This is a genomic window from Thermoproteota archaeon, assembly GCA_030130125.1.
GTDB lineage: Archaea > Korarchaeota > Korarchaeia > Korarchaeales > Korarchaeaceae > Korarchaeum.
This window is the reverse complement of sequence record JARZZM010000025.1, coordinates 1-14052: the sequence shown is the minus strand read 5'-3', so window position 1 is coordinate 14052 and position 14052 is coordinate 1. Positions and strand designations below refer to the sequence as shown.

14 protein-coding genes are annotated in these 14052 nt (G+C 51.1%); 8 read left to right on the top strand and 6 right to left on the bottom strand.

Going from position 1 to position 14052, the window contains the following annotated elements; translation table 11 throughout:
• The first annotated feature begins 4 nt into the window (after positions 1-4).
• Entirely contained in the window at positions 5-1084 is a 1080-nt protein-coding gene (locus tag QI197_05005; GenBank protein ID MDK2372718.1) for a branched-chain amino acid ABC transporter permease, read from the top strand.
• On the opposite strand, the gene QI197_05000 is transcribed toward QI197_05005, so the two are convergent.
• Positions 1071-2111, bottom strand: coding sequence for a Mur ligase family protein (locus tag QI197_05000; protein MDK2372717.1), 1041 nt, complete (start codon positions 2109-2111; stop codon positions 1071-1073). The genes QI197_05005 and QI197_05000 overlap by 14 nt on opposite strands.
• 9 nt (positions 2112-2120) lie before the next feature.
• Entirely contained in the window at positions 2121-2549 is a 429-nt protein-coding gene (locus tag QI197_04995; protein ID MDK2372716.1) for a hypothetical protein, read from the bottom strand.
• 147 nt (positions 2550-2696) lie between these two features.
• Between QI197_04995 and QI197_04990 the strand changes: the two genes are divergently transcribed.
• Complete coding sequence (locus QI197_04990; GenBank protein MDK2372715.1) at positions 2697-3965, top strand: Glu/Leu/Phe/Val dehydrogenase; 1269 nt, start codon at positions 2697-2699, stop codon at positions 3963-3965.
• Between the two features lie 120 nt (positions 3966-4085).
• Here the strand turns inward: QI197_04990 and QI197_04985 are convergent, their stop codons facing one another.
• Positions 4086-5549: a radical SAM protein gene (locus tag QI197_04985; protein ID MDK2372714.1), complete on the bottom strand. Its 1464-nt coding sequence runs from the start codon at positions 5547-5549 to the stop codon at positions 4086-4088.
• Between the two features lie 261 nt (positions 5550-5810).
• Here QI197_04985 and QI197_04980 point away from each other — a divergent pair, with 261 nt between their 5' ends.
• The 6 genes from QI197_04980 (at position 5811) to QI197_04955 (ending at position 11300) form a co-directional block, all read left to right on the top strand.
• Positions 5811-6245: a single-stranded DNA-binding protein gene (locus QI197_04980; GenBank protein MDK2372713.1), complete on the top strand. Its 435-nt coding sequence runs from the start codon at positions 5811-5813 to the stop codon at positions 6243-6245.
• A gap of 515 nt (positions 6246-6760) precedes the next feature.
• Entirely contained in the window at positions 6761-7876 is a 1116-nt protein-coding gene (locus tag QI197_04975) for a hypothetical protein (GenBank protein ID MDK2372712.1), read from the top strand.
• A 134-nt stretch (positions 7877-8010) separates the two neighbouring features.
• Positions 8011-9300, top strand: a complete 1290-nt coding sequence (locus QI197_04970) for a PLP-dependent aminotransferase family protein (protein ID MDK2372711.1) — start codon at positions 8011-8013, stop codon at positions 9298-9300.
• A gap of 99 nt (positions 9301-9399) precedes the next feature.
• Positions 9400-10278: a fumarate hydratase gene (locus tag QI197_04965; GenBank protein ID MDK2372710.1), complete on the top strand. Its 879-nt coding sequence runs from the start codon at positions 9400-9402 to the stop codon at positions 10276-10278.
• Positions 10279-10290: 12 nt separating this feature from the next.
• Positions 10291-10890, top strand: coding sequence for a FumA C-terminus/TtdB family hydratase beta subunit (locus tag QI197_04960; GenBank protein ID MDK2372709.1), 600 nt, complete (start codon positions 10291-10293; stop codon positions 10888-10890).
• A 116-nt stretch (positions 10891-11006) separates the two neighbouring features.
• On the top strand, positions 11007-11300 hold the full coding sequence (locus tag QI197_04955; GenBank protein ID MDK2372708.1) for a hypothetical protein: 294 nt from the start codon (positions 11007-11009) through the stop codon (positions 11298-11300).
• A gap of 214 nt (positions 11301-11514) precedes the next feature.
• On the opposite strand, the gene QI197_04950 is transcribed toward QI197_04955, so the two are convergent.
• The 3 genes from QI197_04950 to QI197_04940 form a co-directional block, all read right to left on the bottom strand.
• Positions 11515-12300 (bottom strand): radical SAM protein, encoded by a 786-nt coding sequence (locus QI197_04950; GenBank protein ID MDK2372707.1) that lies wholly within the window; start codon positions 12298-12300, stop codon positions 11515-11517.
• Entirely contained in the window at positions 12278-13669 is a 1392-nt protein-coding gene (locus QI197_04945; protein MDK2372706.1) for an FAD-dependent oxidoreductase, read from the bottom strand. Before QI197_04945 ends, QI197_04950 begins: the two co-directional genes overlap by 23 nt.
• A gap of 21 nt (positions 13670-13690) precedes the next feature.
• Positions 13691-14052 (bottom strand): hypothetical protein (locus QI197_04940; GenBank protein ID MDK2372705.1); only part of this gene is annotated, 362 nt, incomplete at its 5' end.

Below are 14052 nucleotides of genomic sequence, written 5' to 3'. Positions count from 1 at the left end.
AGTTATGATGGAGGGCATACTCGAGTACCTCTACAACCCTCTTGTACTGAGTATCCTAGTAAACATGGCTGTATTCCTCATAGTTACCTTAAGCCTCAACTTAGAAACCGGATTTGCGGGCATTCCACAGTTCGGTAGGGTGTTAGCAGTCATAGCTGGGGCTATAGGTGCAGGTGCGATAGCGGGAAGGATGATGGCAGCGATGATGGGATTACCCGCAGGTATCGAATACGTAGGGGATCAGAACTTCGTGATTGTAGGAGAGTTGAATAAAGCCTTGGAATCAAATCCTCTCCTATCGATAGGGGCTCTCATTCTGAGCTTGGCTGTAGCGGCGGTAATGGGAGGTATAATGGGCTATCTAGCATCCTATCCAGCGATAAGGTTGAAAGAAGCCTACTTAGGCATTACCTTGTTGGCTTTTGGCGACGCACTCCAAATAGTGGGAATGTATTACGATCCCTTAGCAGGTGGAACGGCGGGAATAGTAGTTCCCGACGTCTTCAGGTTCGTGGGGACAGGAGAGATAAGGTTCCTCAGCAGCACATTGATAATACTGGGTATAGCTATCTTGGTATACTTGTATGTCCAAAGTTTAGCTAGATCGCCCTTCGGCAGGGCCCTCAAGGCTATGAGAGATAATGAGCTCGCTGCTAAGGTATACGGCAAGGACATTGTAAATTTGAGGGCCAAGACCTTAATCATAGGAGGCGCGCTTGCTGGGATGGGAGGAGCCCTCTGGACCCTTTACACCGGAAGCTTCAAAGCCCTCACCTACAACAGGCTTACTTGGACCTTCTGGCCTTGGGCGTTCATGATGTTAGGAGGCACCGGAAATAACCTCGGGATAGTCCTCGGTACCTTGGTATTCTCCACTGTCAGAAGTCTGATCTATGCATACAAGACCGAACTGACAGCATTCATACCAATAAATCCAAATTGGCTTGAATACCTCCTGATAGGCGTCATAATAATCGCAATTGCTCTATTCAGACCTCAAGGAATACTTCCAGAGAAGCCAGAGCTACCGCTGTCGAGGAAGAAGATCGAGAGCATAAGGGCCTCCCTCGCTAAGGGAGACTGAGTACCCCATCCCCACTTTTTCCCATCAACGTGGGAACTTCGTCCTTGACACCTAGTCTGGGGAGCAAGCACCTCACTAAACTACCCCTCCTATTTCCCGTTATGAATAGAGGGGATCCACTCCTTCTGACCTCATCTAGGAGAAGGTCCGTCCCTTCGCAGGAGTCGGGGAGGTACATCCCTCCGACTCTCTTGGAAAACTCGTATGACCACTCTCCAGCCACGGCAACCTTAGAATAGTCGACCCATCTCTCCCTCATCATTTTGAGAAAGGCCCACGTCCTCCCGGGTCTGTCCCTTCTGAGCTGAATGAAGATGAAAGGTCTTTCACCTAACCATCTCACCAAAAGGGTCGCGCTATCCGGATCATTAACTTTAGATGCGTTGAAATAAACTATCCCGTTAATCTCCCTCCACCTAAGCTTCTTCCTGATTGCCTCAAGATAAGCATCGATGTTCGCACTTCCTAACCCGAGAAATTCCAAGATTTCGTTCAGAAGAGCGGGGATCTCAGCACCCGGCAGGTGGGGGTGAGCAGGTCTGACCCTTACGAGCTTCTTAGCTTTTCTACTCATTATATCATTTAAGTGGTCGTTCATCTCACCACTGAACACTATTTCTGCTTCTCCAAAGGAAGAGGCAATGGATCTAGCTATTTTCTCCCTAGTCCTGCCCATCTCCTCCACGTGATCTAGCCTTACATTGGTCACAGCAACGATTTGTGGTTTAACAAAGAGATCGTTGAACACCCTCATCGTGTAGGGGGACACCCCCTGATTCTCTAGAACGCAATAATCCGAATGTGGGACGTTAAGGAGGTTCTCATAAAGCCTAGTGGATCCTCTACGCCTCAGGATCTTGACGTCCTTCCCGATACAAAGGAGAGGAAGCGTACCAGTGACCTTGCAGAAGGAGGTCTTCTCCCTGTAGACTACCTCACTGTGCAACGAAATGGATAAGCTTGTCTTCCCCCTAGTCCCTTGGACGGAGATCCTCTTATCAGCTATCCTCCAAGGCGGGTCGCCCATTCGATCCCCTCACACCTTTAGAAAATTAACTAAAATAGAGGTCACGAACAGCTGTAAAGTAAAGAATATTGCCGAAAAAGCAGCTGTCAATACCGGTTCTCGCGATGTATGTATGTCATAGGATAACAGTCCAGGAAGCGTGGAAATCAAGAGATACTCGATACTCAAGGAGTTGAGAGTCGTAATGAGAACGGTGACGGAGCTGATGATGCTCTGAAGAAAGAACATCCTCATTCCATAGAACAAGAATTTCCTGTATGCCAGCTCCCCCACTAAATACGACGTTATAGAACTTACGATGATCACCGGAATCGATTCGGGCATTAGCGAGGAGAAAGAAGCCAGCAAAGGAATGGACAGGGACACAGCCCTGAAGCCGAACCTTTCATACGCAACCCATACAATAGAAAGCGCAACGATCAACGATGCATAAGCCATCATTACTCCTTCCATCTCCGCTAGAGCCTCCGAATCACAAATAACAGTTTATGTCAAAAGGCGAAATTCGAATCGTGATGTTAAAGACCTTAGTATTTAATAGCTTTCGGACCTTCATATCCAAGACCCTTCAAGGGGGGATATCCTATGTCTACTGAACTCAATCCATGGGAAGTTGCCCTTAAGCAGCTTGATAAGGCTGCTAAGGTTATGAATCTCGATCCCGGACTACATGCGATTTTGGCCAAGCCCAAGAGGGTCCTCGAGGTGGCCCTCCCCGTCAAGATGGATGACGGATCCATAAAGGTCTTCACCGGGTGGAGGGTCCAGCACAACGATGCTAGGGGGCCCCACAAGGGAGGTATAAGGTACCACCCCAACACCGATGTGAATGAAGTCAAGGCCCTAGCCATGTGGATGACTTGGAAGACCGCCGTCGTTGATGTGCCCTTCGGCGGTGCCAAGGGAGGAATCCAGGTAGATCCCCACAAGCTCAGCCTAGCCGAGCTGGAGAGGCTCACTAGGAGATACGCCTACGCAATAGCTCCCATAATAAGTGTGGACGCTGACATCCCCGCTCCCGACGTGTACACCTCACCTAGGGAAATGGCTTGGATAATGGACACCTACAGCATGCTCAAGGGCTACCCCGAACCCGGCATAATAACCGGCAAACCACTCGAGGTAGGTGGCAGCGAGGGCAGGGTGGAGGCCACCGCTAGGGGTCTGCAGTACACCGTCGAGGAGGCCCTCAAGGTCCTCGGTATAGATCCGAAGGGAGCCACCGCTGCCGTGCAGGGGTACGGTAACGCCGGCTACTTCTCAGCCAAGTTCATGCACGAGCTCGGTATGAAGGTCGTGGCCGTGAGCGACACTAGGGGTGCGATCTATAACCCCGACGGCCTCGATCCCGATGCCGTGCTCGAGCACAAGAAGAAGACCGGCAGCGTTAAGGACTTCCCTGGCTCCACCCCGATAGCTGCCGATCCTGTAGAGGGTAACAAGAAGCTACTCGAGCTTGATGTGGATGTACTGATCCCTGCCGCCATAGAGAATGTGATAACTAAGGAGAACGCTGACAATGTGAAGGCCAAGATAGTGGCCGAGGCCGCTAACGGTCCGACCACGCCCGAGGCTGATGAGATACTGTTCCAGAAGGGCGTGCTTGTCATACCCGATATCCTCGCCAACGCCGGAGGTGTGACCGTCAGCTACTTCGAGTGGGTGCAGGCTAGGACTAGAGAGTGGTGGGACATAGATACCGTCAGGCAGAAACTCAGGGCCAAGATGACCAAGGCCTTCAGGGATGTCTACAACAAGCACAAGGAAATGAACATAGACATGAGGACTGCTGCTCTGGTACTCGCTGTCGGCAGAGTGGCCAAGGCCATGGAGATCAGGGGCATTTGGCCCTGAACCCTCTCTTCCTTTTTATTCAGATTCGGACTTCAATAATATCACCCCCAGCTGGATTAGCCAAGAAATGCGGGTAGAAAGAGAGAGGGAAAGAAAGTCCCATTCAGTGACTAGATCCAGTTATCTCTGGAGGATCCCCACCTCATGAGCGGATTCGACCTCAGAGACCAATTCCTCCCACAGCCTCTCGTTGAACTCGCAGCTGGGATCTGGTCCAAGGGGATCTCCGTAGTAGGCATACGCCCTCGCCCTGCATCCTCCACATATGTACCTGTAGGGGCAGAAGGAGCAGTAATGGGAATCCCTATCCCTCAACTTGTTGAACAGCTCGTTGTTCTGCCATACGTTTAGGAAACCATCCCTCAGGACGTTGCCTACGACAATGGGCATGAAGACGCACGGTTGTATATCTCCGTTATGCTCTATGGAGCAGTATATCCTCCCTGCACCGCATCCCCCCAGAAACTCCCCGAGAGCGAAGCCGGCCGCCATGTACTCGTCAGGTATATTCAGGTCGGCGAAGTGAGTTGGAGCGAGCTTTCCTCCTTTATCAACTCCCTTCAAGGAGACCACGGCGTAGATGGGACTTGTGGAGAAGGCTTGTAGTTCCCCTGAGGTCAGCTCTTCGTAAAGTAACTCAAGTATTTCATACCTCTCCCTCGGGGACAGGTCCATCTCAACGATCTCCTTCCCTCTACCAGTCGGTATGAAGTTGAAGGCTATGAAGCGATCGACCTTCAGCTCCTTCGCTAATTCTATCATCTCCGGGAGCTGCCTGTAGTTCATCTTAGTGACGGTCGTAGCGATGCCCACCTCCAGACCCGCGCTTTTCGCGTTCTTGATGCCCTGCACTGACCTCTCCCATGCTCCCCTCACCCCACGGAACCTGTCGTGGTCCTCTGGGTACGGAGAATCTAGGCTCACCTCGACATACCTCACCCCTATCTGCTTCAACCTCTCAGCGACATCCGGCCTTATCAGGGTCCCATTTGTCGCCACACTGACGTACATCCCGGTTTCAGCCGCCTTTCTGGCCACAATCCAGAAATCTGGGCTCATAAGAGGCTCCCCTCCAGAAAAGGAGAGTGCGGCCACTCCAGCCTCGTCGAGTTGCCTGAGCACCTCGAGCTTCTTATCTAGGGTGAGCTCATCAGGAGCTGGGAAGGGTCCCGCGTTAGCATAACAGTGCCTACACCTGAGATTGCACCTCTTGGTAAAGTCCCACACGACCATGAAGGGAGCGTAAAGTCTCTGGGGCCTGGTGATACCATAGTAAGCTATGCCTAGGAGAACGTTGGCGACTCCCCTCCTCATGTAGGCATCTTTCAGACCATTCCTCAGGGATTCCTCCTCTACACCGAATCTGGACGCTGCCTTGGATAGTATTAAAGTGAGCGTGGAGGAAAGGGTCCTCTCCCTCAAGTTAGTAGGCTCCTCCACTCCCGCGTATATTCCCAGAAGCTTAACGATGTTCTTAGGAGGGCCTAACCTCCTTATAACCGAGCGAGTTAGTGGATTGCCAAGGAGCCTCCTCAGGAAGTAGATCAGATCGTTGACCTCCACTCCACTCGCCCGCTCCTCCATGCTAGGTCCAAACATGGTATATCACAGACTTCGAATAAAATGCTTTCTATTTTTTCCATGACAGACGGTATATAAAATTCTAATAAATAAAACTCCGCATATATTAACTAATTTTTGGAAAAAGATGGTGGTTGCAGCTACGTAAGGATAACGAGGCCTCGTCAACGGAAAGATTATTCCGATTAATGGAATATCGTGTCGGATGGGAATGTTTATAAAGCCATCAAAGGAGCTAGGCCAACGCCTCCTGAGGCGAGTAGTATGTCGACCAGCAAGAAAGTATCCGAGCTAAGACCCGGAGATAATAGCGTCAACGTGAAGGTCCGGGTCATCGAAGCGGGCGAACCCCGCGTTGTAGAGACTAGGAAGGGCCCCCGAACTCTTTCGGAGGCTACTGTTGGGGATGAGACCGGTAGGGTCACCTTGACTTTGTGGGGAGACCACGCTGGAAAGCTGTCCGAGGGACAGGTTGTTGAGCTCCAGAATGCCTTCACCACCGTCTATAGGGGAAAGGTACAGCTTAACTTGGGTAACCTAGGCAGCATAGCCGAGGCAGAAAATTCAGACGTTGTTCCAGCTGATCAGATACCAGAGGATGTTCCAGAGGCCCCCGAGGATTACAGGCCTCCTAGGAGAAGGAGGAGCTACGGAGGGTACGGAAGGGATAACAGCTACAGGGGCAGGCCTAGGTGGTAAGGTCCCACCTAACTTCAATATTTTATTACAATACACAAAATCAGTTTCTCACGCTATAATCCTATCCACTCTCTTCTTATACACATACCTATAAAAAGAAGTGAAATTATATCATTTAATAATGCTGTACTGTATGCTTTCATTCAGTCGCATTAACCAATCTGTCTCAGTGATTGCGCTCGCTTGAAATTTTAACTTGATGATAATTTAAATAATTGTTAAAGCAAAATCTAGTTGGAGCTGATGCACGCTCATGAGATCTAGCTATGTAATATTGGCTTTCTCTTCTGGCGTTTCTGTTCTTACTTTCTCCGTTATACGCGCTTTCCTCACTAGAGGATGCCAAACTGTATCTGAAACCCACGAGCGATACCTACATTTACAAGGAATGTAGGGATTGTAGGATGTTCAATGAAAGTGAACTCAGGGTGGGTATGGAAGCTATTAAAGAAAGAAATCCTTTCGTTCTCTCTCATGTAGAGTATAAGGTGATCCTTAAGGGCCCCTATAGCTCGTTGATCAAGTTCAACCTATCCGAGATACCGCTTGGAGCTGAAATAAAGCTTGCTAGGCTCTGGCTTTACGTTAAGGAACCTCCTGAGGGCGGTCTAAAACTTCTACTTTATGTTCTAAGGGAGAAGTTCAATGACACGGAGACTACATGGATTTACAGGACTAGCAGGGCTCGATGGAAGACCCCTGGAGGATACGCCGAACCAGACTATCTTACTAAGATTAGGATAGACGAGACCCTCTCCGAAGGAAGGTCCGTCGGTTTCTTGGTAGCGGACTACGTTAGGAGGGACCTGAGTGGCCAAATAGAGGACTACAGATTGATAATAAGACCGGATGTCGGCAAGGTGGAAGTCTCAGATTTCGGATCATCGTCGCACATGGGTTTATATGTCGACTTCTACAGCAGTGAAGGTGCTGCTAGGGAGCACAAGAGCAAATATGTCCCTACACTTTACGTCGAGTTCGTCAAACCAACAGCGATTCTGAACATATCTAAGGATAAGGTAACTCTAGAAAGGGGAGGGAGTGCTGAAGTAACTCTAATGGAAAGCGGAACCTTCCTTGGAAGTGTTGGACTTGGATACAGGGTTGTGGAGGCCCCGGGTCTAAAAGTGGGTCCGCTCAAGATTACTATATCCAATTATATCAAGGAACTAGGGTTCTCCGCCAATGTAAAGGTGGAAGCTGGCAAATACGAACCCCTAGGGAAGTATGTGATAGAGTTCTATCCTGATACCTTCGGATATGGGTCGGATGTGGTCGAATGGGGGAGGATCAACCTCACCGTCACCGTTTCAGGAGAAAAGGAAACTGAGACCACATCAACTCCTGAGTCTCAAACCGAAACTGGAACACCTCCAACACAGACATCCGAGATCGGAACAACTACTCAGTCAACCATTGAGACATCTACCACAGAGTTCACGGAGACGGGAACTGGATCGACTAGCGGACCTCAGGGAGATTCGTTAACCCCGCAACCCACAAGTAAAACAGCGATAACAATCACCAAGACTATGACCAAGCCGCGCAGCTTAAGCTCTCTCACAGTAGCACTGGGAATAATTGTAATTGTACTTCTACTGGCAACCTTCCTGCTGATCAGGAGGAGGTAACGCCCCCTACACCGCACTCTTTTTCATTACATCTTACCTTATGAGATAAGAAATTTAACAAATTAAATTGGATATCGAACCTATCGCCCCAACAATCGTTAAATTTTCCTCTTGGAAAGAAGCAAGGTGATCATTTGACTGGACCTAAGGTCGAATTCTCAGCTTGGACTAGGCTCATCCCAGAGTCAGAGATAAGGAGGTTACTGAAGTATAAGGTGAGGTACTATTTCGCTGGGGGCAAACCGGGAGTCCTACCCCTCGGTGCCTTTCCGATGATACTAAACACCTTGGCCCTCCAAGAGCTTGAGAGCATATTTTCCGGAAGGGAGGTCGAGGTGATAGAGGACTACAACTACGGACCGACCGACGGCCTTCCAGAGGTAAGGAAGGTAATGGCCAACATGATGAGGGAGAGGGACGGTATAGATCTAGACCCCGAGGAGGGATGGAAGGAGGTCCTGATAACCACAGGTTCACAGCAATCCATCCATCTGGTACTGGACGTCCTACTCAACCCAGATGATCTGGTGATAGTACCCGCTCCCGTCTACCTCGGATTTGTGAACGTGGTTACCAAGTTCAGGGGGCAAGTGATAGCCGTACCTGGAGATAAGCAGGGGATGATCCCGGAGTACGTGGACAAGGCTATAGATAGGGCCATCAACAAGTTCGGGAGGAAACCCAAGCTAATATATGTAGTGGCCGATTCTGACAACCCGTCCGGAACGACAATGCCGGAGAACAGGAGGAGAGCTCTCCTAGATGTTGCGAAGGATAAGGGGCTGTATTTGGTAGAGGACGCGGCCTACAGGGAGATACAGTTTAGAGGGGAGAGACTCAAGCCCATAAGAGCCCTCGACGAGGATGGGAGCACCGTAATATACATGAGAACCACCAGCAAGGAGGTCGCTGTGCTCAGGGTCGGGTACAACCTCATGCCTCCAGAGGTAAGAGAAGAGGTCGTCAAGGCCAAGGGCTACAACGACCTCTGCACCCCCACAATAACCCAGAAGATCGCCAAAGTGTACTACGAGAGGTATTTCTCACAGTTCATAGAGAGGGTGAGGGAAGGTTACAGGAAGAGGTACGAGGCCATGGCAAAGGCGATAGACGAGGACTTCCCGGATGGCGAGAGGACTGATCCCACCGGCGGGTTCTTCATATGGTGGGAGGCTCTTAAGAAAGATTTCGACTCCAAGAAGTTCTTGGAGGAGGTAGCCATACCCAACGATGTGCTGTACGTTCCCGGACAGGCCTTCTACCCGCTTAAGGGATACATATTCCATCCCGAGAGCGGAGACTTGGTGGATGCATCGAACAGCCCGACCAACGCCCTTAGACTGAGCTATTCCTACATGGAGCCTGAGGTGATTGAAGAGGGCATAAGGAAGCTGGGATCCCTTCTGAAGGATTATCTCTCCTAGAGGAGGTCTTTCCTCACTATTTTTCCTTTACAGGGACATGACGGCGTTCACAAAGTGTTAAATAATTTGCCTCCCGCTCCCTTGGCGGGGGTTTCCCCTATGCCGGATTTGAAGGAATCCATCAAGAGTGGTATCGTGACCATGATGAGGGAGGCTGCTTTTAACGTCCCAAGAGATGTAAAGGAGGCCCTTCAGAGGGCATATGAGATTGAAGACAACCCTGTGGCCAAGGCCAACTTGGAGGCAATCCTCAGGAACATAGAGGTCTCCGGGAAGACCAAGCTCCCTATGTGTCAGGATACTGGAACTCCGACCTTCTTCATTGAGCTGGGAGAGGACTTTCCGCTGAAATCTGAACTCAGGCCCTTAATAGAGGAAGCGGTCAGGATCGCCACGGGCGAGATCCCCCTCAGGCCCAACGCGGTAGATCCATGGACCTATAAGAACTCCGGTGACAACACCGGGAGGTACGTGCCGATCATCCACTTGGAGCTGGTTCCGGGTTCGGAGATGAAGGTAATCTACCTAGCTAAGGGAGGAGGGAGTGAGAACACATCCAAGCTTTACATGCTGAGCCCGGTTCTGGGTTTGAAGGGAATAAAGAGGGCAGTCATAGATGCGATGGTTGATGCCGGTCCGAAGCCCTGCCCACCCATAGTGGTGGGCGTTGGCGTGGGCGGCAGCGCGGACATGGCCCTGAAGCTCGCTAAGAAGGCGACCTTCAGGAGGCTTGACGAGCCCAACCCTGACCCCAAGCTGGCTGAAATAGAGCAGGAACTGCTGGAGAAGATAAACTCCCTCGGGCTGGGGCCCATGGGCTTGGGAGGGAAGACCTACGCTTTAGGCGTCAAGATAGAGTGGGCTCACAAGCATCCAGCCAGCCTTCCCGTTGGAATAAACACTCAGTGCTGGGCGTTCAGGAGATCCGAGGCAGTGTTTGACAGCAACGGGAACATGAAGTTGCTGGTTCCCCCGTGAGGAGGTGATCTTATGGCCGAGTACAGGTTGGAGACTCCTGTATCTGAGGAGGATGTTAGGAAGCTCAAGGTTGGCGATATCGTCTACCTAGACGGGATAATTATAACCGGGAGGGATCAGGTACACAGAAGGGCCTTGGAGCTTGCAGCTAAGGGAGAGAAGGACAAGGTCCCGGTTGACTTGGAGGGAATGGCCCTCTATCACTGCGGCCCCATAGTCAAGAAGATAGATGACGAGTGGAGGATATTCGGGTTTGGCCCGACGACCAGCGCCAGGATGGAGAGCGTCGAGGCTGACTTCATCAGGGAGTTCAAGGTGAGGCTGATAATAGGTAAGGGAGGAATGTTCGAGAGGACCACGCAGGGAATGAAGGAGTATGGCGCCGCCTACTTGGCCTATCCCGGTGGAACTTCGGCTGTGGCTACCAGTGCGGTGAAAAGAGTAGTTGACGTTCACTGGCTGGATCTGGGTACGCCCGAGGCGATGTGGGTCGTTGAAGTCGAGAACTTTGGTCCCACCATGGTCGCCATAGATTCCCACGGCAATAACCTCTACACCGATGTGCTGAGCAAGGCCAAGAAGGTGGCAGAGGAGATAAAGGCCAAGTTCTGAGCTTCCCATATGATAAAACCTCCTCTCTTCTTTTTTGGAACGTATTGAAACGTTCTAGAACATTTTTGGCAACAATGTTTACATATCCTTCCCTTCAGATATATGTGGAGGTAGATATGGCCAGCTTGGTCGAATCATCCATTTTCTCGCTCGAATCTATGGGATTCAAAGTGCTCTACTGGAGGATAGACAGAGGACGGGTGGAGGTCATACTCAAAGCACCAGAAGGAGACTTCACTAGCGCTCTATCTAAGGTGAGGAGGGACCTGAAGGCTAGGAGGGTGGCCTTGGAGGTATCTAGGGAAGGAGGAGAGCTTTTGGTCAGGATGAGCTTCGAGCTCGGGAAACCTCCCAAGGGACTTAAACCAAGGGGCCTGAACGACCTGCTCGCTTGGGGACCTATGCTCTGATCTTCGCTCTCTTTGATGAGATGAGGAGTTCGGCGGTCGCTAATATAGAAGCTATGTCCTCTGGATTCTCAAAATTCATTTCCTCCAGCGTTCTCAGATAGCGAATATATGCTCTTCTGAACGCCCTTTCCTCCCTCATTCCTAGCGGCAATTTGATCCTGCGATATAAAAAGAACGTATAACTAATAAACAATATCTAGGCCGTCCTCTTTTTTCAAATTTTCCCGCTAACTAACGAACCATCTGGCATAACGGCGATTTCCGGAGTTATCCTTGCCTTTCTTAACCTCTCCCTGACGCTGGGATACAAAACCACTAGCTCAGGCTCGAAACCCCTTTCTAGAACTGGATCTAGCTCCCTAAGCCTCTCTAGAAGTTGAGAGACCTCTTCCTCTTTTGAAAAGCTTATCACTGCTGATACGTGTACGCTGGCTCCGCTCTCCAACAGGTTCCTCAATCCAGCCAGTTGAAGGTAAAACCCCTCCTTCTTGGCGCCCGTCAGTTTAGAGAACTGATCAGGGGTTGTTCCCTTTAGAGAGACCCTCACATGAACGTGATCTCTCGTCAGATCCCTAGCATAACTCTTGTCTGATAAGAGTATGGCGTTCGTCTCTAATATGAAGAGGAGGCCACTTCCCTCCAATTCCTCGATCAGTTCGATGAGGTGGTCCCTCCCTATGGTAGGTTCAGCACCGCTGACCCTCACCTTCGAGAATCCACGTCTCTTAGCTCCATCTATCAGGATCTTAGCCACTTCTCTAGCTGAGTAAAACCTGCCTGATTCCGCATTGACGGCATGGCGGAAGCTCCAGCAAAAGATACATCTCAAGTTGCACCCAACGGCATCGGCGGTGAAGATGCCGCCGTAAAATCTGGAGGGGCGGAATCTATAGTATCTCCTGAGCTGCCCCTCCAACGAAGGCTTAGTAACCTTCTCCTCGACGATCCTCGAGAGGGCTAGGGGATCATACCCCCTATCAACGAGAGAGTCTCTTGGCAATGTCCCTCCCGATCCACGCTCCCGAGGCAGATGCTTGGACCAGTCCCCTAGAGACGCCGACGCCATCGCCACCCGCGTAAAGCCCTTCAATGGCCTTGGTCTCTAAATTCTCCTTGAGATCCAGCTTGGCCGTGTGGAGCTTCACCTCTATGCCGTAGAGTAAGGTATGATCTGACGCTATCCCAGGCATTATCTCGTTCATTGCATGCAGCATCTCCAGTATATCCTTCAAGTAGCGATAGGGAAGGACGAAGCTCAAATCTCCGGGAATGGCTGAGGGGAGCGTAGGCTTTACTACGCTGCGGCTCAACCTGGATGGAGTGGATCTCCTCCCCCTCTTGAGGTCGCCGAACCTCTGGATGATGGGCTGGTTCCCCGCTATGTTGTTGGCCATCCTAGCTATGCTGAGGGCGTAGGATATCGTGTCTTTATAGGGCTCCGTGAACTTGGTCGTGACCAGAACTGCGAAGTTCGTGTTATCTGTCTTGAAATTCTCCCTAGCTACCCCATTCACGGTTACAATTCCCCAATAGGATTCAGTGACTACCTCCCCACCCGGATTCACGCAGAAGACCCTCACCCTGTCATCGAAGGTCTCGCTGTAGTAGATCAGCTTCGGCTCGTACAGAACCTCGGTGAACTCCTCCATGACCTCGTAGGGCACCTCTACCCTAACACCGAGATCCACCTTGCCACCCTCCACCTTTATGCCCAATCTCCTTGCCTCTCTGACGAGCCAGCTAGCACCCACCCTGCCCGGGGCCACAACCACGTACTTGGATAAGAGCTCCTCACCATTGGATAGCTTCACCCCCCTGACCTCGCCGTTCTCCACTAGAATGCTGTCGACCGCGATACCGAATCTGAAGACGACTCCCATCTCCAAGAGCCTCTTTCTAAAGTTCATGAGGACTTTGTAGCCGCCATCGCTCCCCATGTGCCTTATCCTGAAGGGGATCAACAGGAGCCCGGCCCTCAGTGCCTTGCTCTTTAGCCTCTCAATGGCTTCTCTATCCTCACCATACACCTTCTTCGGAGCTCCTAAATCCAAGAATACTCTATCTACATAGTCTATCAGCTCCCATACAGCCTTTTCTCCTATGACGCTGGCCAAGTCACCGCCTATGTCCTTGGTGAGGTTGAGCTTGCCATCGCTGAAGGTTCCTGCCCCCCCAAATCCTGACACTATGTCGCAGACAGGGCAGGCCAGGCACTTCCCTATGTTCTTTAAGGGACACTTTCTACCCTCCAAATCCTTGCCAAGTTCAACCACGAGTACGCTAGACTCTGGAGCGAGCCTCTTTATCTCCATGGCGGCGAAGAGACCGGTCGGCCCCGCGCCCACTATGATGACATCCCAATCGCTCAACAGTTTCCCTTTCGGTTCCCGTCAGGTGAGTGATAATAAATCCTTCTCCCTAGAGAGATAGGAGAGGGTCCCTAGGTAGCCGCCTTCAAGCGTGAGCACATCCGTCGCTTCGGGGTCTATGCACTTGGGAAACACGGGACCCCTCTCCCTCATCCTAAGCAGATCCCCGTAGCCCAGCATGTCGTTAAAAGCGGGAACCACCACCAAGGTTCGTGGGAGGTGGTCGCAGGCGGTCTCGGCTATCAACCAGACAGGCACCTTGCCGAGGCCTTTGATCGGAATGGCTGGGTGAACATGTCCCATCACCCCGAACTCGTACTTTGATGATTCGGGCAGAGGGAGGGCGTGACCGTGGAACACCCATATCCCATCTAGAGGGATGC

Bases quoted from the DNA above. Each gene is read 5' to 3' on its own strand.
- QI197_04955 (MDK2372708.1), top strand. From the start codon at position 11,007: ATGGCCAGCTTGGTCGAATCATCCATTTTCTCGCTCGAATCTATGGGA.
- QI197_04995 (MDK2372716.1), bottom strand. From the start codon at position 2,549: ATGGCTTATGCATCGTTGATCGTTGCGCTTTCTATTGTATGGGTTGCG.
- QI197_04960 (MDK2372709.1), top strand. From the start codon at position 10,291: ATGGCCGAGTACAGGTTGGAGACTCCTGTATCTGAGGAGGATGTTAGG.
- QI197_04990 (MDK2372715.1), top strand. From the start codon at position 2,697: ATGTCTACTGAACTCAATCCATGGGAAGTTGCCCTTAAGCAGCTTGAT.
- QI197_04965 (MDK2372710.1), top strand. From the start codon at position 9,400: ATGCCGGATTTGAAGGAATCCATCAAGAGTGGTATCGTGACCATGATG.
- QI197_05005 (MDK2372718.1), top strand. From the start codon at position 5: ATGATGGAGGGCATACTCGAGTACCTCTACAACCCTCTTGTACTGAGT.
- QI197_04980 (MDK2372713.1), top strand. From the start codon at position 5,811: ATGTCGACCAGCAAGAAAGTATCCGAGCTAAGACCCGGAGATAATAGC.
- QI197_05000 (MDK2372717.1), bottom strand. From the start codon at position 2,111: ATGGGCGACCCGCCTTGGAGGATAGCTGATAAGAGGATCTCCGTCCAA.
- QI197_04985 (MDK2372714.1), bottom strand. From the start codon at position 5,549: ATGGAGGAGCGGGCGAGTGGAGTGGAGGTCAACGATCTGATCTACTTC.